Annotated in this window: 19 protein-coding genes and 1 other annotated feature; of the genes, 15 read left to right on the forward strand and 4 right to left on the reverse strand. The window is 44.3% G+C overall.

The genetic code is table 11. The features are described from left to right. Window positions 1-7 precede the first annotated feature (7 nt). Entirely contained in the window at window positions 8-538 is a 531-nt protein-coding gene (locus ACTW1R_RS03165) for a pyrophosphohydrolase domain-containing protein (RefSeq protein ID WP_261222755.1), read from the forward strand. A 71-nt stretch (window positions 539-609) separates the two neighbouring features. Here ACTW1R_RS03165 and ACTW1R_RS03170 read toward each other — a convergent pair whose 3' ends face one another. Next, window positions 610-1959 carry an aspartate kinase gene (locus ACTW1R_RS03170; protein WP_005237529.1) on the reverse strand — a complete coding sequence of 450 codons (1350 nt, stop codon included), beginning with the start codon at window positions 1957-1959 and terminating at the stop codon, window positions 610-612. 358 nt (window positions 1960-2317) lie between these two features. Here ACTW1R_RS03170 and ezrA point away from each other — a divergent pair, with 358 nt between their 5' ends. The 10 genes from ezrA to ACTW1R_RS03220 all read left to right on the forward strand — a co-directional run bounded on the left by ezrA (window position 2318) and on the right by ACTW1R_RS03220 (window position 14838). After that, window positions 2318-4039 carry a septation ring formation regulator EzrA gene (ezrA, locus tag ACTW1R_RS03175; protein WP_005225145.1) on the forward strand — a complete coding sequence of 574 codons (1722 nt, stop codon included), beginning with the start codon at window positions 2318-2320 and terminating at the stop codon, window positions 4037-4039. Window positions 4040-4225: 186 nt separating this feature from the next. Further along, window positions 4226-5368, forward strand: a complete 1143-nt coding sequence (locus tag ACTW1R_RS03180) for a cysteine desulfurase family protein (RefSeq protein WP_311904308.1) — start codon at window positions 4226-4228, stop codon at window positions 5366-5368. 47 nt (window positions 5369-5415) lie between these two features. Continuing rightward, window positions 5416-6624, forward strand: a complete 1209-nt coding sequence (thiI, locus tag ACTW1R_RS03185; protein WP_489927401.1) for a tRNA uracil 4-sulfurtransferase ThiI — start codon at window positions 5416-5418, stop codon at window positions 6622-6624. Window positions 6625-6778: 154 nt separating this feature from the next. Beyond that, a complete protein-coding gene (locus ACTW1R_RS03190; protein WP_005225148.1) occupies window positions 6779-7432 on the forward strand; it encodes a redox-sensing transcriptional repressor Rex in 654 nt (217 codons plus the stop codon). 65 nt (window positions 7433-7497) lie between these two features. Beyond that, window positions 7498-7989 carry a thiol peroxidase gene (tpx, locus tag ACTW1R_RS03195; protein WP_010747457.1) on the forward strand — a complete coding sequence of 164 codons (492 nt, stop codon included), beginning with the start codon at window positions 7498-7500 and terminating at the stop codon, window positions 7987-7989. Window positions 7990-8046: 57 nt separating this feature from the next. Beyond that, window positions 8047-8281 (forward strand) — a binding site (T-box leader). Between the two features lie 609 nt (window positions 8282-8890). Continuing rightward, the gene (locus tag ACTW1R_RS03200) at window positions 8891-11536 is read left to right on the forward strand and encodes a valine--tRNA ligase (RefSeq protein WP_271813704.1); all 2646 of its coding nucleotides are present in this window, start codon (window positions 8891-8893) and stop codon (window positions 11534-11536) included. A 147-nt stretch (window positions 11537-11683) separates the two neighbouring features. After that, a complete protein-coding gene (locus tag ACTW1R_RS03205; RefSeq protein ID WP_086339175.1) occupies window positions 11684-12997 on the forward strand; it encodes a bifunctional folylpolyglutamate synthase/dihydrofolate synthase in 1314 nt (437 codons plus the stop codon). Further along, window positions 12990-13664: an HAD family hydrolase gene (locus tag ACTW1R_RS03210; RefSeq protein WP_005225153.1), complete on the forward strand. Its 675-nt coding sequence runs from the start codon at window positions 12990-12992 to the stop codon at window positions 13662-13664. Before ACTW1R_RS03205 ends, ACTW1R_RS03210 begins: the two co-directional genes overlap by 8 nt. An 82-nt stretch (window positions 13665-13746) precedes the next feature. Continuing rightward, window positions 13747-14439, forward strand: coding sequence for a RadC family protein (gene radC / locus ACTW1R_RS03215; RefSeq protein WP_016610434.1), 693 nt, complete (start codon window positions 13747-13749; stop codon window positions 14437-14439). A 198-nt stretch (window positions 14440-14637) separates the two neighbouring features. Continuing rightward, a complete protein-coding gene (locus ACTW1R_RS03220; protein ID WP_005225155.1) occupies window positions 14638-14838 on the forward strand; it encodes a cold-shock protein in 201 nt (66 codons plus the stop codon). Between the two features lie 145 nt (window positions 14839-14983). Here ACTW1R_RS03220 and rnjA read toward each other — a convergent pair whose 3' ends face one another. Continuing rightward, on the reverse strand, window positions 14984-16663 hold the full coding sequence (gene rnjA, locus ACTW1R_RS03225; RefSeq protein WP_005225156.1) for a ribonuclease J1: 1680 nt from the start codon (window positions 16661-16663) through the stop codon (window positions 14984-14986). Between the two features lies 1 nt (window position 16664). After that, window positions 16665-16877 carry a DNA-directed RNA polymerase subunit epsilon gene (locus tag ACTW1R_RS03230; protein ID WP_005225157.1) on the reverse strand — a complete coding sequence of 71 codons (213 nt, stop codon included), beginning with the start codon at window positions 16875-16877 and terminating at the stop codon, window positions 16665-16667. Window positions 16878-17278: 401 nt separating this feature from the next. On the opposite strand from ACTW1R_RS03230, the gene ACTW1R_RS03235 reads away from it, so the two are divergent. The 3 genes from ACTW1R_RS03235 to ACTW1R_RS03245 all read left to right on the forward strand — a co-directional run bounded on the left by ACTW1R_RS03235 (window position 17279) and on the right by ACTW1R_RS03245 (window position 21422). Continuing rightward, window positions 17279-19012, forward strand: a complete 1734-nt coding sequence (locus tag ACTW1R_RS03235) for an ABC transporter ATP-binding protein (protein ID WP_010747462.1) — start codon at window positions 17279-17281, stop codon at window positions 19010-19012. Then, window positions 19009-20766, forward strand: a complete 1758-nt coding sequence (locus ACTW1R_RS03240) for an ABC transporter ATP-binding protein (protein ID WP_005225159.1) — start codon at window positions 19009-19011, stop codon at window positions 20764-20766. The genes ACTW1R_RS03235 and ACTW1R_RS03240 overlap by 4 nt, the downstream gene beginning before the upstream one ends. A gap of 62 nt (window positions 20767-20828) precedes the next feature. Continuing rightward, window positions 20829-21422, forward strand: a complete 594-nt coding sequence (locus ACTW1R_RS03245) for a gamma carbonic anhydrase family protein (protein WP_005231095.1) — start codon at window positions 20829-20831, stop codon at window positions 21420-21422. Between the two features lie 62 nt (window positions 21423-21484). Here ACTW1R_RS03245 and clpP read toward each other — a convergent pair whose 3' ends face one another. Beyond that, on the reverse strand, window positions 21485-22075 hold the full coding sequence (gene clpP / locus ACTW1R_RS03250; protein WP_005225161.1) for an ATP-dependent Clp endopeptidase proteolytic subunit ClpP: 591 nt from the start codon (window positions 22073-22075) through the stop codon (window positions 21485-21487). A 175-nt stretch (window positions 22076-22250) separates the two neighbouring features. On the opposite strand from clpP, the gene ACTW1R_RS03255 reads away from it, so the two are divergent. Further along, window positions 22251-22769, forward strand: a complete 519-nt coding sequence (locus ACTW1R_RS03255; protein ID WP_005231097.1) for a hypothetical protein — start codon at window positions 22251-22253, stop codon at window positions 22767-22769. Window positions 22770-22841 lie beyond the last annotated feature (72 nt).

Below are 22841 nucleotides of genomic sequence, written 5' to 3' on the forward strand. Positions count from 1 at the left end.
GAGCAAAATGAGTCCATTTGAAATGACGGAAGAGTTTCATAAAACCTTTGATCCAACGCGACCGCCATATCCACAAGCTTTTTCAGCGGAAAAAGCCCAGTTTCGTGCTGGTTTTAAAATTGAAGAATTAGTTGAGTTCCTTTATGCTGCCAGCAACAATGACGAAGAGACCTTTCAAGCAGGTCTGGAGCATTTGCATCAAGCGATCGATCAAGCCCAAGCCAAGCTGGCTGCCAAACAACAGCCTGTCAGTGATTCTCTAGTAGAACAAGTCGATGCGCTTTGTGATCTGCTGTATTTTACCTATGGCTCGTTTTCACTGTTAGGGGTCGATCCAGCGCCGATCTTGGCTATCGTTCATGACGCCAACATGGGAAAACTTTTCCCAGATGGGCAGCCTCATTATGATCCTGAGACCCACAAAGTCATGAAGCCGAGCGATTGGGAAGAACGGTTTGCTCCTGAACCGCGAATCAAGGCAGAAATCAACCGCCAATTGGCACAAAAACAAGTGCAAGCCCAAGAATCGTCAGAATAAAAACCAAACGTGCCAGTTGCCCGTTCCGATTGCTTATCAGCAAAAGGAGTGGTGCAACTGGCACGTTTGGTTTAATCAAAGAAAGTGTAGTAAAGGGTTCTGACAGCGGCTTTTTCTTGTTCTTTGTGGATACCGAACATGATGCTGACCTCAGAGGACCCTTGGTTGATCATCTCTAAGTTGATATTTTTCCGCGCAAGGGCAGCGGTACTGTCGGCAGTGATCCCGACTCGTTGACGCATTCCTTCACCAACGACGACGACCATGGATAGATCGTGGGTCATTCGCAGTTCATCGGGATCGATCTCGTAGGCGATCTTGCGCAGCAGTTCTTCTTCCAATACTGGATTCAACTGGTTGGAGCGCATAATGATCGAGATATCATCGATTCCTGAAGGCATGTGTTCATAATTTAAATCAAATTCACGGAAAATCTCTAAGACCCGTAACGTGAACCCAACTTCGCGGTTCATCAAGTATTTGCGGATATAGATCATACAAAAGCCTTCGTCACTGGCAACGCCGATCACGGGCTGATCCAAATTGTCCCTCTGGTTGGTGATCAAGGTACCAGGATGACTTGGATTATTGGTGTTTTTGATCACGACGGGAATTTTCGCATGGTATGAAGGCATCAACGCCTCATCGTGCAACACAGTAAAGCCTGCATAAGACAGCTCTCGCATTTCTCGGTAGGTCACTTCTTTGATGGACTCTGGATGATGAACATAGCCTGGATGAGCAGAAAAAATCCCATCGACATCGGTAAAGTTTTCGTACAATTCTACTTGCAGACCAGCCGCCACGATGGCACCAGAAATATCTGATCCTCCTCGAGAGAAGGTACAGATCTCGCCGGCTTCTGTGTAGCCAAAGAAGCCAGGAATCACTAAGATTTCAGGACTGTCGCGCCATTGTGCAATCTTGGCGTACGACTTGTTCAAGATACGGGCGTTTTGAGGTTCATCCGTCACCAGCAACCCAAGTTCTTGCGGATTCATGTAGCGAGCAGCTAACCCACGGCTTTGTAAAATCCCTGCGATCAATTTGGCATTGTTGTCTTCGCCGCTTGCCAAGACCGTATCATAAAGATGCGGATTGTCTTGGGTAGGCAGCGTTTGAAAAGCCGCCAAAGATTGCCAGATGCGGTCTAAATGGACTTGTTCGATCCCAAAGGGGGCAGCGATCGCTGTATAGCGGGCATAGATTTCTTCTATTAAATCAGTGATTTCTTCTTGAGCACACAGACGGGTACAGACTGCTAGTAACAGATCGGTGACTTTCTGATCGTCGCTGGAACGCTTACCAGGCGCTGAAACAACAACAAACCGTCTTTTAGGATCACTTTCAATTATCGCAACAACTTTTTCGACTTGTTCGGCTGAGGCAAGGGAACTGCCTCCGAATTTCGCTACTTTCATTTGACATTACTCCTGTTCAAGCTTTTTACTAGAGTACAGTTTCAATAGGGAGAAATCAAGCGGTTTCTTGAAAAAAATCGGAAAAATCAGAAAAAAAGTCACTTGTTGATGTAAATTTCACGATTTGTTTTCATTATCGCTGGAAAAGCCGTGATTTATTTTATTCGATGCGAAAAAAGTCGATCTTTTTTGCCTCAATCTAATGCTTGATTTTTTTCTTTATGCTATAATCTAGCGTAGATGCTTTTTTATAAAGGGACTATCTGTCCTTTTTATACTCAACGAACTTATCAATCAATCTGCTGATCAGCAGGTTTTAGACGAAACATGTATATTTGAAAATTGGAGGAACCACAAAATGGGAACTAATATCATCTTTGGAATTGTCATTGCCATCATCATCATCGCAGCGGTCTTGTATGCAATTGGCTTTTTCATGCGGAAGAAAAACCAAGAAAAGCTGAATGACTTGGAAAAACGCAAAGAAAATCTGTTTGACTTGCCGGTGATCGAAGAAGTCGATGAAGTAAAAAGAATGCACTTGGTTGGTCAAAGTCAAAACACCTTCCGTGAGTGGAACCAACAATGGACAGATATCTCCACAAAATCTTTTGCTGAACTTGAAAGTCAAATCTTTGAAGTGGAAGAGCTGAACGAACGCATCCGCTTTTTTAAAGCAAAAGGGGCGATCGTCCAAGCCGAAGCGACCATGGACGAGATGGAACGCCAAGTGGAAGAGATTCGCGCAGGCCTGAAAGAATTACGAGAAAGTGAAGAACGAAATTCCCTGGAAGTCCAAAAAGCGCTGGACGTTTACGAAGACTTGAAGAAGAAGCTGCGGGATCAAGGCGAAGAATTCGGTCCTGCTTACAATGAGCTGCAAAAACAAATCAAAAACATTGAAATTGAGTTCACCCAATTTGTTACCTTAAATACTTCAGGCGATCCTGTGGAAGCACGGGAAGTGTTAGACCAAGCGGAAAAACACACCTATGAAGTGGAAGACCTAATGAAACGGATCCCAGCGGCGTACGAAGAATTAAATCGTACCTTCCCTGATCAGTTGAAAGAAATCCAAGAAGGTTATAAAAAATTATTAGAACAAAAATATGTGTTCCCAGAAGCAAACTTCCAAGAAGAAATCAATCGTGTGAAAAAACGGGTTGAAAACTCCATGAACGATCTAGCGAAAACAGAAGTCGCTTCCGTTGAAGTGGCAAGCCGTGATACAGCAAGTGATATTGATGCCTTGTATACGGTGATGGAACGTGAGATCAATGCCAAGAAATATGTCATGAAAAATCGTCAGATCATCGAAGACTACATTGACCATGCAACGAAGAACAACCGTCAGTTGTTGATCGAGTTGGATCATACGGCACAAAGCTATACTTTGAATCATAATGAATTGGGTCGCGTCCGCGGCTTCCAAACCGAAGTGGACGAATTGGCTCGCCGCAACAACGAGTACTTACCGAAATTGGAAAAACATGAGATTCCTTATTCAGAAGTGCAAAGCTTCTACAAAGATGCCTACAAGATTTTAGATGATGTGGAAAGCCAGCAAGTCGAAATCGATGATTCTCTTGCGGAATTACGTCGTGGCGAAAAAGTTGCACAAGAAAAAGTGGAAAGCTTCGAATTCCGTCTACGCAACTTGAAACGGTTTGTTGAGAAACAACGCTTACCTGGTTTGCCAGGCGAGTATTTAGAATTCTTCTTCGTGGCAACGGATCGTGTCGAAGAATTAGGCAAAGAATTGAACAAGATTCGCATCAACATGCAAGAAATCAATAAATTGGTTTCTGTCTGTGAAGAAGATCTTGATCTTTTAGATGAACAAACGAAAGACTTAGTGGATGCTGCGGCATTGACTGAGCAAATGATGCAATATGCCAACCGCTATCGTCATTCTCATCCAGATATCAAGGCAGCGATCGATAAATCACTTTACTTGTTCAGTAAAGAATATCGCTACCAAGATGCGCTAGATGAAATCGGCACAGCGTTGGAACGAGTAGAACCAGGTGCCTTCAAACGGATCGAAAACTTCTACTTCAATAACCGCGACTTAGTATAATACGAAAGCCAGCAGTGAAAAACTGACTGGCTTTTTTCATGGAAAGAATGGCTCGCTGCATGAGTACCGCTTACGAAGGAAGGAAAAGTTTCCTTTAAAAAAAGCCAAAGCTAGCGAGTCACCTTGAAACTCAGCCCAAGAGCAGTTATAATGGGAAAGAATTTTTTTAGAGAAAGGGTCCTATCATTGATCTATTTTGACAACAGTGCAACAACCGCTATTTATCCACAAGCTTTAAATACATATGTCCAAGTCAGTCAGCGAATCATCGGCAATCCCTCAAGCCTGCATGATTTAGGAAATCAAGCCAATCGCCTGCTGCAGCAATCTCGACAGCAGATCGCCGATCTGTTAAACGTTTCTTCCAAAGAGATCGCATTTACCAGTGGAGGAACTGAAGGAGACAACTGGGTCATCAAAGGGACTGCTTTAGCGAAAAAAGCCTATGGGAATCACCTGATTATTTCCAGTATTGAACACCCTGCCGTCAGTGAAACAGCGGCTCAATTAGCCGAGTTAGGGTTTGAGGTCAGTGTTGTGCCTGTCGATGCCCAAGGCTTTGTCAACGTGTCTGAATTAGCAAACATGATTCGCAAAGAAACGATTTTGGTTTCGGTGATGGCGGTCAATAATGAGGTAGGGTCGATCCAACCGATCCATGAGATCGCAGCTGTGCTAGCGGACCATCCAACGATCCATTTCCATGTAGATGCCGTCCAAGCCATCACAAAGGTGCCGCAAGAACAATGGTTCAATGAGCGGGTCGATTTTGCCGTGTTCTCTGCACATAAATTTCATGGACCTCGTGGCGCGGGCTTTATCTATTGGAAACAAGGCCGTAAGCTGGCCCCATTGATGACCGGCGGTGGGCAAGAGCAAAACCAGCGCAGCGGTACCGAAAATGTGCCAGCAATCGTTGCTATGGCAAAAGCCCTACGTTTAGCGACAGAACAAAAGGCTGAAAAGCCGAACCATGTTCAATTATTAAAACGCTATTTGCAAGAAGCACTGGCTGGGTACGAGAAAGTCACGCTTTTTTCTGGCACAGAAGGGTTTGCGCCGCACATACTTTGTTTTTCATTAAAAGGGATCCGAGGAGAAGTTTTAGTCCATGCCTTTGAAGAAAAGCAAATCTATCTTTCGACGACGAGCGCTTGTTCCTCCCGTAAAAAGATGGCCAGCAGTACGCTTCATGCGATGCACGTTCCAGAACAGTTAGCAACATCGGCTGTTCGTATCAGTTTAGATGAGAGCAATACAATGGCAGAAGTCGAGCAGTTTCTGATCGTCTTCCACCAGTTGTACCAAAAATTTTCGAAAATCAATTAAGCACGACAGACCACTATAAAATCAATCCAAATCAAAGGAGTTTTCTCGTGAATTATTCAGAAATCATGGTTCGTTATGGCGAACTGTCAACAAAGGGCAAAAATCGTCGTAGTTTTATTATGCAATTAGCTTCAAACGTCAAACGTACCTTAGCAGATTATCCCCATGTCAAAGTTCATGCCGAGCGAGATCGCATGCACTTGCTATTGAACGGTGAAAACAGCCAAGAGATCATTCCTAAGCTGCAAAAAGTCTTTGGGATTCAAAACTTTTCCCCCAGCATTCGGGTCGAAAAAGATATCGAAGTATTAAAGAAAGCCGTTCAAGACGTCATGGCAGAGATCTATACGGGCGTTGAGACCTTCAAAATCATAGCCAAGCGCAGTGATCATTCGTTTGTGCAAGATAGCAACCAGTTGAATTTGACCTTAGGGAATGCGGTGATCGACCGTTTTCCTGCTATCAAAGTCCAAATGAAAAAACCAGACATCAATTTGCGTGTAGAAATACGGATCGATGGCGCTTATTTGTCTTATGAAACGATCCAAGGAGCAGCCGGGCTGCCAGTGGGCACCAGTGGAAAGGGAATGTTGATGCTTTCTGGCGGTATTGATTCGCCAGTCGCAGGCTACTTTGCCATGAAACGCGGCGTTGAGATCGAAGCGGTCCATTTTGCAAGTCCTCCTTATACGAGTGAACAAGCGTTGCAAAAAGCCAAAGATTTAACGAAGAAGCTTGCGCCTTATGTGGGAAGCATCCAGTTTATCGAAGTTCCGTTTACAGAAATCCAAGAAGAAATCAAAAATCGTGTGCCACAAGGCTATTGGATGACCATCACCCGTCGGATGATGCTGCGTTTGACGGATGCGATTCGGGAAGCTCGTCATGGCTTGATCATCTTAAATGGTGAATCATTAGGACAAGTGGCTTCACAAACTTTGCATAGCATGGTCGCCATCAATGAAGTAACCAATACGCCGATCGTGCGCCCAGTGGCAACGATGGACAAATTGGAAATCATTGAAGTTGCCGAAGCCATTGATACCTTTGAATTATCAGTTCAGCCATTTGAGGATTGCTGCACAATCTTTGCACCTCCTCAACCAAAGACGCGCCCAAGACTGGATAAGGTCCACCAATATGAAGAACGTCTCGATATCGAAGGGATGATGGAACGTGCGATGGCTGGGTTGAAACTGGAAGCAATCACGGCAAATCAAGAAAAAGCAGCAACGGAATTCGCTGAATTTTTATAATAAAACCCCGATTTTAATGCTACGACCACAACTGTTTTTGAATAGTTGTGGTCGTTTTTCATCGAGTGAGAGAGTTTGTGAATATTTTCTTGCTATTGAAAATGGAACATGCTACACTCAATATGTGAATCATTTAACAAGGAGGGTGGACAGGATGGAAGCATTAAGAGATAAAAAACTTCCGAAAGCGACGGCAAAACGTTTGCCAGCTTATTTACGACACTTAAAATTACTGGATGCCTCTGGTATTCAGCGAATCAAATCGAAAGAGTTTGCAGAAATCACGCAAGTTCCTTCAGCCACGATCCGCCGAGATTTTTCTCATCTAGGAGAATTGGGCAGAAGTGGCTATGGCTATGATGTTCCCTATCTGATTGAGGTATTGAGCTATATCTTAGAAACCAATGAAGAGAAAAAAATCGCCTTGATTGGTTATGGAAATTTAGGAAAAGCGTTAGCCAACAACAATTTTCGCAGAAATGAAAATCTTTCCGTGGTCGCGGTTTTTGACAATGATCCAGAAATGATTGGTCAGACCATTAGTGGGCGTTATGTCTATGGAATGGATCAATTGGCGGAAGTCGTAGCAGAAAAAGGGATCACCGTAGCGATTTCGACCGTTCCTAGTCGTTATTCACAAATGGCGATCGATGCGATCGTGGATGCTGGGATCACAGCGATTTTAAATTTTGCCCCTGATCCCGTCATCGTGCCAAAAGACGTCAATATCCAATACATTGATTTGACGACAGAATTGCAAACATTGATCTTTTTTGATACGACCTACTCGCAAAAATCGAAAGTCTGAGCAAATCCTTTTCGTTTTTTGACAATCTTTCTTATACTGGGAGAAAATGCTATAGGAGAGATGTTATGCAAGTTACACGCAAAGAAACGGTTTATGAGATGCCTGGCAACCAACCAAAAGTAGGGGATAAAGCGGCTGATTTTCGCTTGAAAAGTTTAGAGGACAAGGAATACACACTGACTGATTTTTTAGGAAAACCAACGATCATCAGCGTGGTTCCCGATATCGTGACACGCGTCTGTGCATTGCAGACCAAGCGTTTCAACCAAGAAGCAAGTCAATTGGATGACATCCATTTTGTCACGATTTCTAACAATACAAAAGAAGAACAAGCGCAATGGTGCGGCCAAGAAGGTGTTGACATGATCATGCTTCATGATCCGGCGAATACCTTCGGTGAGGCCTATCAAATCATGATCCCTGACTTCGGTCATTTTGCCCGAGCAATTTTCGTTTTAGACCGTGAAGGCGTGATCCAACACGTTGAGATCGTGCCTGAGATCTCCCACGAACCGGATTATCAAGCAGCCATTGATGCTGCGAAAGCAAACCTCTGATTGACTTTCAAAAAAGTTCATTGTAGAATGTAGCAAGATGAAACAAGAATCTATGATAGCAAGACAATGTTCAAGAGGAGTATCAGTGACCCTGGCGGTCAGAGAGAAGTCGGTCGGTGCAAGACTTCCCCAGACACTGAAAAGGTAGCTTGAAGGTCTTTGATCCGAACCACGGTTTGTTTCTTGCAGACAAAGCCGAACAGTAAGATCAAGCGCGTCGTGAACGTTACCTCACGTCAAAGTGGCAGAGCAATCTGCAATTTAGGTGGTACCGCGTATCAGCGCCCTAATGCCGAGGCATTAGGGCGCTTTTTGCTGTGAATCACTGCGAGTGGCCCACAAAGTGGGACAGAGCAGATGATGAACAGTACTAGGCGACCATAGGGAGCGTAGTAACCATACTAGGAATCACAATGAGTGGCCCACAAAGTGGGACAGAGCAGATGATGAACAGTACTAGGCGACCATAGGGAGCGTAGTAACCATACTAGGAATCACTGCGATTGGCTTGCGGAGCAAGACAGAATAGATGATGAACAGTACTAGGCGACCATAGGGAGCGTAGTAACCATACTAGGAATCACTGCGATTGGCTTGCGGAGCAAGACAGAATAGATGATGAACAGTACTCGAAGTCATCAAAATTGGTTCACGAAGCGAGGCAGATCGTTTGCCAAAATCCCTAAGACACAATAGCGGATCACGGAAGCGAGCCTTGACCTCTGTAAGCAACGTTTTTTTTACGAATAACAAGCGAGGCGTCAACAAACAGCTGATAATCATCTCTACCACGGCACTAATCCTGAACGATTCAAACATTGTCACGCTTTACCCAGTAACAGGCGCAAAAAACCCACACCAACCATTACGTCTAAAAAACGTAACTTTAGGAGGACCAACTATGACAGAAACTGAAAATCTATCCACCAAGTACAATCCCCAAGAAGTAGAAGCGGGGCGCTACCAAGATTGGTTAGAACATGACCGTTTTAAACCAAGCGGCAACAAAGAAGCAAAACCTTATTCTATCGTGATTCCACCACCAAACGTAACAGGAAAATTGCACTTAGGTCATGCCTGGGATACCACGTTACAAGACATCATCATTCGTCAAAAACGGATGCAAGGGTATGACACCTTATGGCTACCAGGTATGGACCATGCCGGGATCGCTACCCAAGCCAAAGTAGAAGAAAAGCTGCGGGAACAAGGGATTTCTCGCTATGACCTTGGTCGGGAAAAATTCGTTGAACAAGTATGGGATTGGAAAGAAGAATATGCCGGTCACATTCGGGAACAATGGGCGAAACTAGGTTTATCCCTAGACTATAGCCGTGAACGGTTCACATTAGATGATGGATTATCCGAAGCGGTCCGTAAAGTTTTCGTGACGCTATATGAAAAAGGCTTGATCTATCGTGGCGAGTACATCATCAACTGGGATCCGCAAGCCCGCACGGCATTATCTGATATTGAAGTGATCCACAAAGACATCGAAGGTGCTTTTTACCATATGTCATACGAATTAGCAGATGGCAGCGGTGTGGTGGAGATCGCAACGACTCGTCCAGAAACGATGCTGGGGGATACAGCAGTCGCGGTTCATCCAGAAGATGAACGTTATCAAGCATTGATCGGTAAAAAAGTGATCTTGCCTTTGGTCAATAAAGAGATCCCAATCATCGCAGATGAGTACGTGGACCAAGAATTTGGAACTGGGGTCGTAAAAATCACTCCTGCCCATGACCCGAATGACTTTGAGGTCGGTAACCGCCATGACCTACCACGGGTCAATGTCATGAATGATGACGGAACAATGAACGACTTAGCAGGTACTTATACAGGCATGGATCGTTTTGCTGCTCGTAAGCAAATCGTGAAAGACTTAGAGGCGTTAGGTCGTCTGATCAAAATCGAAAAAATGGTCCATAGTGTAGGGCACTCAGAACGGACAGGCGTAGTAGTCGAACCTCGTTTGTCGACACAATGGTTCGTAAAAATGGAGCCATTAGCAAAACAAGCCATCGACAACCAAGAAACCGACGATGCGGTGGACTTTTATCCGCCACGTTTCAACCAAACATTCTTACGTTGGATGGAAAATGTTCATGACTGGGTGATCTCTCGTCAGTTGTGGTGGGGCCATCAAATCCCAGCTTGGTACCACAAAGAAACGGGAGAAATGTATGTAGGACTTGAAGCGCCAGCAGATGCCGAAAATTGGCAACAAGATCCAGACGTATTGGATACCTGGTTTAGTTCTGCTTTATGGCCGTTTTCAACAATGGGGTGGCCAGATGAAACCAATGAAGATTTCCAACGCTACTTCCCAACCAATACATTAGTGACTGGCTATGACATTATCGCATTTTGGGTAAGCCGTATGATCTTCCAAAGCTTGGAATTTACTGGCAAACGACCATTTGAAAATGTCTTGATCCACGGATTGATCCGTGATGAACAAGGTCGCAAAATGAGTAAGTCGCTTGGAAATGGGATCGATCCGATGGAAGTCATTGAACAATACGGTGCCGATGCATTGCGTTGGTTCTTATCAAATGGCTCTGCACCGGGACAAGACGTGCGTTTCAGCTATGAAAAAATGGATGCCGCTTGGAACTTCATCAATAAAATTTGGAATGCTTCCCGTTTCGTCTTGATGAATGTCAGCGAAATGACTGCTGAAGACATTGATTTTTCTGGTGAAAAATCAGTGGCGGATCGTTGGATCTTGACGCGCTTGAATGAAACGATTGAAAAAGTCACTGACCTTTTTGAACGCTTCGAATTTGGGGAAGCGGGTCGTCAATTATACAACTTTATCTGGGATGACTTCTGTGACTGGTACATTGAAATGTCGAAAGAAACCTTATACGGTGACAATGAAGCAGCGAAACAAGTCAATAAGAGCATCTTAGTCCATGTTCTTGATCAAATTTTACGCTTATTGCACCCAATCATGCCATTTGTTACAGAAGAAATCTGGAGCAAACTGCCGCATACAGGGGAATCATTAGTCGTTGCTGAGTATCCACAAGTGGCACCAGAATGGACCGATGAAAAAGCGGCGCAAGGGATGGAAGTGTTGAAAGAATTGATTCGTTCGGTTCGAAACATCCGTGCAGAAGTAAACACACCACTTTCGAAACCAATCACTTTGCTGATCCAAGCAAATGAGCCTGAGATCGAAGAATTCTTGGTCGCCAACAAAAACTATATCGAACGCTTCTGTAATCCAGAAGAACTAGAAATCTCTAACAGCTTACAAGCCCCTGAATTGGCGATGTCAGCTATCCTATCAGGTGCGACGATCTACTTGCCGTTAGCTGGGTTGATCAACATTGAAGAAGAAATCGCGCGTTTGGAGAAAGAACTAGCGAAGTTCACCCAAGAAGTTCAACGGGTACAAGGCAAACTGGCGAATGAACGCTTCGTTGCCAATGCACCAGAGGAAGTCGTAGCACAAGAACGCAGCAAAGAAGCCGATTATCTTGAAAAACAAAAAGCAGTCCAAGAACGGATCGAGCAATTGCGCACGATTCAATAGGAAGCGTCGACTGTCTGCAAACAAGCATCTCTTGTAGATGCTTGTTTTTGCGTAATCAATAGAAACCGTCAAACAAATTTCTCGTTTAAAGGAAAGAAATTGGGAAAGCTGTGTGATTTTTGATAAAATAAGAGCGAGGTGAAGGAGATGACAAGCGAAGAAGCAACAGCGTGGATCCATTCGCGTTTGGCATTTGGGCAAAGACCCGGATTGATGCGTGTCGAAGCATTATTAAAACGAATGGGCAATCCTGAAAAAAACATAACCATGATCCATATCGCCGGCACGAATGGCAAAGGATCAACCGTCAGCTATTTGCGCAGTCTTTTAGAAGAAGCTGGGCAGCAAGTGGGGACTTTTACTTCCCCGCACATTGAAGCGTTCAATGAACGGATCGAAATCAATGGACAATTTATATCAGATGAGGATTTGGTCGCTTGGGTGGAAAAAATCCAGCCGCTGGTTGCTGAAATCGATCGTGATGAAACCCTGACGGGCATCACTCAGTTTGAGATCATTACTGCCATGGCATTAGGCTATTTTGAAGAAAAAAAGGTCGATGTTGCGATAATGGAAGTTGGCCTAGGGGGACTTTTAGATAGTACCAACGTTATTTCCCCGATGTTGACAGCGATCACGACGATCGGCATGGATCATATGGATGTCTTAGGCGATACCATTGAAAAAATCGCTGCCCATAAGGCGGGGATCATTAAACCACAAATTCCCCTTGTGACTGGCAATATCGTCGAAAGTGCGCTTTCGGTGATCGATTTGAAAGCTGCAGAAGCACAGGCACCTGCGTATCATGCAGGGCAAGAGTACCGTGTGACCTATCGTCACCCTGATGAAGAGTGGGGCGAATTGTTTGATTTTGAAAATGAGCATGGCAAAATCAAAGGCTTGAAAACGCCGATGTTAGGTCGCCATCAACCAGAAAATGCCGGTGTTGCGATTCAATTGTATAGCCTGTATTGCGACCTGCGGCAGCTGCCATTTTCAGCTAAAGAAATTCGTAATGGGCTAAGAAAGGCCTATTGGCCCGCCCGAATGGAACGAATCAGCAGTGAACCACTGGTGATCATCGATGGCGCCCATAACGTGCATGCCATGGCTCGCTTGGTGGATACGATGAAAGAAGAGTTCAGCGACTATCGCATCCATGTGCTGTTCTCAGCCTTAGAAACCAAAAACGTCAATGAGATGCTTCAGCAATTGCTGGCAATTCCGCAAGCCGAGATTTATTTAACGACCTTTGATTTCCCAAAAGCATTGCATTTAGCAGACGGCTATCAGGAACTCGATGAAAAACGAATCTCAACCGTCTCTTTATGGCAGTTTGGCTTGGCAGAATTATTAGAAAAAATGACCAATGAAGATTTGCTGCTGGTGACAGGATCGTTGTATTTTGTTTCAGAAGTTCGTGAATTGTTGTTGGCAATAGGAGGAAGAAATGGCTAAGTTACGTGGTGTGATTTTCGATATGGACGGCTTGATTTTTGACACGGAGCTGCTCTATTACCAGGCTACTCAAATCGTGGCGGATCAAATGGGGATTCCCTATACAAAAGAGTTGTATTTAGCTTATGTGGGGGTCTCGGATGAAGAAGTCTGGGCAGCTTACCATGAGCGGTTCGACGAAGCCTTTGGCCATCAAATGATCGAAGACTTTATCCAAGCGGCTTTTCAGCAAACGCTGGAAATGTTCCAACGGGGCGAGGCTGAATTGAAGCCGGGCATCCACGAGTTATTGCATTATCTTGATGAGAAAAAGATTCCCCGAGTGTTGGCGTCTAGCAACCAGCGCAAAGTGATCGATACCTTGCTGGAAGCAGCAGGCTTAACGGCGGAATTTCCTGAGATCGTCTGCTTTGATGATGTCACACGGGCAAAACCAGATCCTGAGATTTTTGAAAAAGCCCACGCATTATTGGCGGTACCAAAAGAAGAATTGGTGATCCTTGAAGATTCGGCTAACGGTATTCATGCTGCTCATGGGGCAGGGATCTCAGTCATTATGATTCCCGATTTGATCGCGCCGACGACCATCATTGAAGAAAAAGTCTTGAAAGTCTTACCATCACTAGAGGATGTCCCAGATTTTCTAGAAACCGCCTTTTCGATCTAGCTGCGATTTTTTGCGCACCTGACTCATGAAATACTCTCTCCTTTGCGTATCTTTTATTAGACCGACGCAAAGGAGTTTTTTTATGATCAATGAAACTGTGATTCCCCAAAGTTCGTTTCCCCGAGAGCGTTTAGTAGAATATGGAGTGGATGCCCTTTCGAATCAAGAATTATTGGCCATTTTGCTGCGAACTGGCTCACGTCCTCTGAATGTCCTCGAATTAGCGGCCAGTGTCTTAAATCGTTTTCAAGAATTGTATGAACTAAAGCAAGCGACGATCGATGAATTACAAGAAATTCGCGGCGTCGGACAAATCAAAGCCATCGAGATCAAAGCGATGGTTGAATTAGGTGTGCGAATCCAGCGCTCCGCTCAACCAAAGTACGGTAAGGTCAACTCTAGTATGGCGATCGCCCATCAGTTGATCCAAGAGTTGAAGGATTGTCGTCAAGAGCATTTACTAGGGCTATATTTGAATACGAAAAATGAGATCATTCAGAAAAAAACGATCTTCATCGGATCGTTGAATCAGTCGATCGCTCACCCACGGGAGATTTTTCATTGGGCGGTACGCTACAGTGCCGCCCGAGTGATCGTCGTCCACAACCATCCCAGCGGCAGTCCCCAAGCCTCAGAGGCAGATCTGCTGTTTACACGCCGCTTGATCAAGTGCGGAGACTTGATGGGGATCGACATATTGGATCATTTGATCATTGGCGACAACGCCTATGTCAGTTTGCGAGAAGAGGGACTGTGGCAACAAGAAGACTTGTAAAATAAGCCGAGTTTGCGAACATTATTAAAAATAAAGGTGAATTGTCTAATCGTCTGTCTTGCAAAAAAATACGGGCAAGTGTAAAATATTATTGTAATTTTGTTTGCTGAATAGATGTTGAAACGCACGTTAGGCCTCTATCGCACAAAGGCAATGTTACACACAATTAAGTGCTTATGCACGAGGAGGTTTTTTTTAATGGAACAAGGTACAGTAAAATGGTTCAATGCTGAAAAAGGGTTTGGTTTTATCTCTCGCGAAGACGGTACAGACGTATTTGTACACTTTTCAGCGATCCAAGGTGAAGGATTCAAAACTTTAGAAGAAGGTCAAGCAGTAACTTTCGACGTGGAAGATTCTGATCGTGGACCTCAAGCAGTTAACGTAAACAAAGCGTAAGCTTTCAAACAAACTGCCAGTAAGAGCACTTTGAAATCAAAAACCCCAAAAGACCATCTAATCGATGGTCTTTTTTTTTGCTTTTTATAACGGAAAGGAAAAAGGGTAGTTCTCAGTAACCTGAGAACTACCCTCGCATGTGAGACTATAAATCGTCCGGCGTCATGATCATCGAAAGGATCATTGGATGACGCTCGGTTTTTTCAAATAGGAATGGCTGTAACGCCGAAGACATCGCTTCTCTTAATTTGTGTTCTGTTGGGTCTGGTTGGTTCAAGACTTCCCGCAATGCACGGAAGAGGATCTGCTGTGCTTCATTGATCATCTCGCCAGATTCCCGCATATAAACAAACCCACGAGAAAGGATATCTGGTCCAGCAAGGACTTCTTTCTTCGCTACATCGACTGTCGCGACAGCTAAGACGAGGCCTTCCTCTGAAAGAATGCGACGATCTCGTAGGACGACATTTCCGATATCACCGATACCGCTGCCGTCGACATAAACATCATTGGCATTGAAATGACCAGCCAAGCGAGCGGTATCCGCTGTTAAGGCCAACATGTCACCATTTTCCATAATGAAACAATTTTCTTTTGGTACACCGACATCTTGTGCCAACTGGGTGTGGATGTTCAGCATCCGAAATTCCCCGTGGACAGGCATAAAGAATTTTGGCTTCATTAGACGCAACATCAGTTTTTGTTCTTCTTGGCCACCGTGACCAGAAGTATGGATGTTGTTCAATTTGCCATGGATCACGTTTGCGCCAGCTTCCAACAACAAGTTGATCAGCTGATTGACACTCGTAGTATTTCCTGGGATTGGTGAGCTTGAGAAAATCACGGTATCATCTGGGTGAATTTGGATTTGACGGTGAGTCCCGTTGGCAATCCGACTTAAAGCAGCCATTGGCTCTCCTTGAGAACCCGTACAAAGGATCATGGTTTCGTTTGCAGGCAAACGATTGATCTCATGAGATTCCACAAAGGTTCCATCTGGGACCTTGATATAGCCAAGGCGCTGTCCGTTGACGATTGCATTTTCCATACTGCGTCCAAAAACGGCGATTTTACGTCCAGTCGCAACCGCCGCATCTGCAGCTTGTTGGAGACGGAAAATGTTGGAGGCAAAGCTGGCGAAAATGATCCGACCATCGATTTTTTCAAAAATCTTTTGGATCGAGCTGCCAATCGTTTTTTCTGATTTGGTAAAGGTCGGAATTTCTGCATTGGTACTATCGGAAAGGAGGCAAAGGACGCCTTCTTCACCAATTTTTGCCATTTTGTGCAAGTTTGCTGGTTCGCCCACAGGCGTAAAGTCAAACTTGAAATCGCCAGTTGCGACGATATTGCCAGAAGGCGTTTTGACAACGACACCTAAAGCATCAGGGATACTGTGGGTCGTTCTAAAGAAGCTGATGGATGTTTTACGGAAACGAATCACCGTATCTTCATTGATTTCGTGTAATTCCGCATCCCGCAATAAGCCATGCTCATCTAATTTGTTGGTGATCAAAGCAAGTGCCAAGGGTCCCGCATAGATCGGGATATTGGCTTCCCGCAACAAGTAAGGGATTCCGCCAATATGGTCTTCGTGACCATGAGTGACGATCAAGCCTTTGACTTTCGGTAAATTTTGAACGATGTAGCTATAATCGGAAATGACATAGTCGATCCCAAGCAGTTCATCTTCGGGGAATTTGATTCCCGCGTCAATTAAGATGATCTCATCTTGGAATTGAACCCCATAACAGTTTTTTCCGATTTCGCCAAGTCCACCGACGCCGAATACGCCAGTCTCATTATTTTTCAGCGAAACTTTCATCTTAAAACTCCGCTAATTTGAAATCAGCGTTTTCTTTTTCGTAAGCTAAATGTTTTTCATCTAGTTCTTGAACGAACTCGATGTTGTATGGGGTATTTTGTTCAACCAGACGGCGTGCGATCACTGCATCGTCTGCTTCAATGTACAAAGAGTGGGTTTGTTCTCTCTTTGGGTTGCGGTCTTTTGTTTCTTGGTAATAAATTTTGTAAATCATATCTTTTCTCCTTTATCTGCTTTTCGCAGTAGTCTATTTGGTTGATGAATTCGCTGCATCACAAAATCGAGGTCCGAATAAAGTGACCTGAAAAGAAGGCTTCGAGAGCCGCTGCATGCTTTTTTCAGACAATCGTTGTGAGAAAAAAGAGAAAGCCTCGTCTTTGCTTTCCAAATGTCGTCATAAAAAATTCACCGGGTTTGTAAGTCGTTCCACTACAAGTATCCCTAGTTTATCACAGAAAAACGAATAAGTATAGAAACACGTCATTTTGAAAAGGCTTACTGAAAGAAAATGAAAGGACTATCGCTGAAGTTTGCTTTTTTTCGTTGAAAGTGCATTACAATAAGAATATTCCTATGCTATAGTAGAAGTAATGAAGTAAAAAAGGAGGGGATTTTTTGAAATTAATGTGGCACTACACGATGAGAAACAAGAAACTGCTGGTTTTTAATTTCATCTGTGTTTTTGGTTTTATTTTGATTGAATTAGGTTTGCCGACGTTATTGGCAAGAATGATCGACAAAGGGATCGCCGCTGGTGATCGCGACTACATATGGAAAATGGGTGCGGCGATGATCGCGATCACCATTGTGGGGATCACGATGAACATTTTGTTAGGCTATTTCACGTCACGTATCACCACTAACATTGTGGCAGATATTCGTGACGATCTTTTTGAAAAAGTCCAAGGCTATTCACATACCGAATATGAAAAAATCGGGGTTTCATCATTGATCACCCGTGTGACCAATGATGCGTATCAAATCATGCTGTTTATGCAAAGCATCTTACGGACAGGTTTGATGACACCCATGATGTTTGTGGTCAGCTTGTACATGGTCATGCGGACAAGTACACAACTAGGGTTGTATGTTTTGGGGGCATTGCCGATATTGCTGATGGCCGTCATCGCCATTGCCAAAATCTCGGAACCCTTATCCACTAAACAACAAGCCAATCTAGATAAAATCAATGGCATCTTGCGGGAAAATCTCTCTGGTTTACGAGTGATCCGTGCCTTCGTCAATGAAAAATTTGAAGAAAAACGCTTTGGCAAAGTTAACCAAGCCTATGCTTCTAGTTCTCGCAGCTTGTTTCGCTTGATGGCAACGGCACAACCGGGCTTTTTCTTCTTATTCAATATCGTGATGATTTTGATTATTTGGACGGGAAGTATTCAAATCGATCAAGGGCAACTGCAGGTCGGTGACTTGATTGCATTTATCGAATACATCTTCCATGCGCTGTTTTCTTTCATGCTGTTTGCGACTGTCTTTACGATGTATCCACGAGCGGCGGTTTCTGCTCGTCGAATCCAAGAAGCGTTAGATGCGACTTCTGAAATCAAAGAGCCAGAACAGCCAGTGACAGAAACTAAGACGAAAGGCTTCTTGGAATTCAAAAATGTTACCTTTGCTTATCCAGGACATGCTCAAAGTCCAGTGATCCGTAATGTTAGCTTTACCGCTTCACCAGGGGAAACCGTGGCGTTTATCGGTAGTACCGGGAGTGGAAAATCAACCTTGATCCAATTGATCCCACGTTTTTACGACGTCAGTGAAGGCCAAGTTTTGGTGGATGGTGTTGACGTTCGGGATTACAGCTTAACGACGTTGCGCAACAAGATCGGGTTTATCCCTCAAAAAGCGTTGCTATTTACAGGGACGATCGCAGAAAACCTACGCTATGGGAAAGAAGATGCCACGCAAGCAGAGCTGGAACGAGCAGCCGAGATTGCGCAAGCGGCAGATTTCATTTCTCGCACACCAGATGGCTTTGATGCTCACTTGGCAGAAGGCGGAACCAACTTCTCTGGCGGACAAAAGCAACGCCTAGCGATTGCCCGTGCGGTGATCCGCCAACCAGAGATCTATATTTTTGATGATAGTTTTTCTGCATTGGATTACCAAACGGATGCAAAATTGCGGGCACGCTTGAAAAAAGAAACCACAGAATCGACCGTTTTGATCGTTGCTCAACGAGTAGGAACGATCATGAATGCCGATAAGATCGTCGTCTTGAACGAAGGCGATGTGGTTGGCATCGGCACCCACAAAGAACTGCTGCAAACTTGTCCAGTATACTACGACATTGCGGCGTCACAATTATCAGAGGAGGAGTTGGCACAATGAAAGCAATCTCTTCTTTAAAACGGTTAGGTGCTTACATCAAACCGTACAAAGTACAATTTATCCTAGTCTTGCTGTTTACTGTTGCAACCGTCGGCTTCAATGCGGCCATGCCGTATGTTTCTGGATTACCGACGACAGAGATCAGCCGCAACATCGCCGCTGGCGAAGGCGTTAATTTTGATTACGTGATCCTTTGCTTGATCTGGATCGCAGTCGTTGGTGTCGGTTACTGTTTCTCACAATTGATGTCAGGGCTGCTGATCACCAACGTTGTCCAATCTGCGATGCGAGATTTGCGGCAAGATATTGAAGAAAAAATCAATCGTTTGCCCGTTTCTTACTTCGACCGCAACCAACAAGGGAATATCTTGTCACGGGTGACCAATGACGTGGATGCCGTCAGCGGTGCGATGCAGCAAGCCTTGATCGGGATCGTCAATGCCTTCTTAGGAATCGTTATGGCGGTTTCCATGATGTTTTACATCAATACCTACATGGCATTGGTTTCATTGATCATGATCCCAGCCTCCTTATTGATTTCTCGCACGATCGTCAAAAAGTCGCAAAAAGACTTCCAAGGCATGCAAAATGCGTTAGGGGATCTGAACGGCTACGTACAAGAAAACATGACTGGATTCAGTGTGTTGAAAGTGTATGGACGGGAAAAGCAAACACTTGAAGGGTTTAAAAACGTTAACCACCAGTTGCGCTATTACGGCTTTCGTTCTGCCTTTGTTTCAGGATTGATGATGCCGTTGGTGCAAATGACCGCTTACTTTACCTATATCGCAATGGCAGTCATGGGGAGCTTTTACGTGATCAGCGGCGTGATCGTTGTTGGTCAGCTGCAAGCATTCATTCAATACATTTGGCAAGTCAGTCAGCCAATGGGGAATATTACCCAGCTGTCTTCCGTCTTGCAAAGTGCCTCAGCAGCAGCAAAGCGGGTCTTTGAAATCCTAGATGAGGAAGAAGAGCCAGTCAATCAAACCGATATCCAATTGCCAGAACAAATCAGAGGCGACGTGACCTTTGAACATGTCGGCTTTGCCTATGATCCGAAAAAACCGTTGATCAAAGACTTGAACTTTGAAGTCAAAGCTGGACAAACCGTGGCGATCGTGGGACCAACAGGTGCTGGGAAAACCACCTTGATCAATTTGTTGATGCGTTTTTATGATGTCAATGAAGGGGCCATCAAGATCGACGGCATCGACACGAAGAAAATGGAACGTCACGATGTTCGGTCACTATTTGGGATGGTCTTACAAGATGCATGGTTGTACGAAGGCACGATCGGCGACAACATTCGCTTTGGGAAATTAGATGCCACCGATTATGAAGTCGTTGATGCAGCGAAAACCGCCAACGTCGATCACTTCATTCGCACGATGCCAGACGGCTACGAAATGATCATCAATTCTGAAGGGGACAATGTCTCCTTGGGGCAAAAACAATTGTTGACCATCGCTCGGGCAGTCATCTCTGATCCGAAGATTTTGATTCTCGATGAAGCCACCAGTTCGGTGGATACCCGCTTAGAAGCGCTGATTCAAAAAGCAATGGATAAAGTGATGGAAGGTCGTACCAGCTTTGTGATCGCCCATCGTTTGTCAACGATTCGTGAAGCAGATCTGATCTTAGTGATGGATCAAGGGTCGATCATTGAAAAAGGCAATCACGAAACCTTGTTGGCAGCTGGCGGCTTTTATAGCCAACTGTACCAAAGTCAATTTTCAGAAGAAGCCGAGTAAGCCCAAAAGAGCGTCCAGTCTGACTGGCGCTCTTTTTGCATTGTCGCAAGGGTGGTGCTATAGTGAAAAAAGAAAGCGCAGATCCGTTTATGGATTGGAAGGAGAAGTTGATGGACAAAGAACAATCAGGGAATGAAACCCACAAAACAGTTTCGCCAGCCTCGTTGCAAGGAACACCTTGTTTTGTGGCAAAAAATGCGACGATCGTAGGAAACGTGACTCTAGGAAAAGAGAGTACGGTCTGGTTTCAAGCAGTGATTCGAGGCGATGCCAATCGCATCGAAATCGGCGCGCGTACCAATATTCAAGATGGAACGATCATTCACGTTGATCACGATGCCCCGACGATCGTGGAAGACGATGTGACTGTTGGGCATCAGTGTATGCTTCATGGCTGTACCATCAAAAAAGGGGCGCTGATCGGCATGAGCTCGATTGTTTTGAATCATGCAGTGATCGGTGAAAATAGCTTGTTAGGTGCTGGTTCGTTAGTAACGGAAGGAACCGTCATTCCGCCCAATGTGTTGGCGTTTGGTCGTCCTGCACGAGTGATCCGTCCGTTGACAGAAGAAGAAATCGCCAAAAATCAGGCAAACATCACGCATTACGTGGAAAATGGGTATGCTTACCAACAGGGCGAATATGGTGAAGTCTGACGCCGAACCAAAAGACGCAAAAAGGTGTACGAATTGCTTCGTACACCTTTTTTTATGCAAGCTTATTTCAATTTGTTTGATTCCATGATCTCGTCGATCAAGCCGTAATCTTTGGCTTCTTGTGCGGTCATGAAGTTGTCACGATCGGTGTCGCGTTCAATCACTTCGATTGGTTGACCAGTACGTTCTGACAAGATTTTGTTCAGACGTTCGCGGGTTGCCAAAATGTGGCGGGCAGCAATTTCGATCTCAGTTGCTTGTCCTTGTGCGCCACCTAATGGTTGGTGGATCATGATTTCTGCATTTGGTAATGCAAAGCGTTTGCCTTTTTCACCAGCGGTCAATAAGAATGAACCCATAGAAGCAGCCATCCCCATAACGATGGTTTGAACATCGGCTTTGATAAAGTTCATGGTATCAAAGATCGCTAGACCAGCAGTAACGCTTCCGCCAGGCGAGTTGATGTACAAGTAGATGTCTTTTTCAGAATCTTGCGCGTCCAAGAATAAAAGCTGAGCAATGATCGAGTTTGCTAAGTCATCGGTTACTTGACCACTCAACATAATGATCCGGTCTTTTAATAGACGAGAATAGATGTCATACGCTCTTTCACCGCGAGATGATTGTTCAATGACTGTAGGAATTAAATTCATAGTGATAGTCCTCCTAAAAATCGTTATAGATATAGTTTAGCATAAAGTTTTCGCAATATCTAAGAGATAGTATACCGATTAGGTCAAGAAAGGTCAAATAAAAAGTTCGTTATCTTTTTTGCGAAACTTTCAAATATGATACAATATGAAAAAAGGAATGAGGAAGGATCGAAGAATGGCAGTAGCAATAGCAGGTTTGATCGGCGTCTTAGTGGGCGCATTGTTAGTAACCATCATTTTTAATTTACGCATTCGGTATGAGGAGCAAAAAGAAAAACAACGCCGTTTGTTGGAGCATAAAGTCAAAGAAATCGAAACGTTGGTTTTATTGAATCAAAAAATCAGTGAGATTCTACAAAAACGGGTCATGCTGATGGATGAGTATGTCAGCTTTGATGCCTTTGACGACTGTTATATCACCATCGATGATTTTGCCTATCTACAATCTTTTGCGGCGCAAAACAGTTTTTATCTACCGAATTTTTTCTTGGAAGAATTTTTCAAAAAAATCGGAACACGTCGGGTGATTTTATCCCCAGAGGAAACTGTTAAAATCGGTGGGTATACCTATAAAGGCGGTCGGATCATTATGGAAAATTTCCTTGATCAATTAGTCGAAATGGTCAATGAGCGTAAAACCCAAATGAAAAACATGACGAGCGAACCGTTGACCTATTTTTCAAAAACGATTTGATTCTACTGGTCAGCCGTTTTCCTTGGTTAAGGCAACCAAACCAGAGTATCGACGGTTGCGCTTTTTTAACTG

It is taken from the genome of Enterococcus sp. R12 (assembly GCF_058135755.1).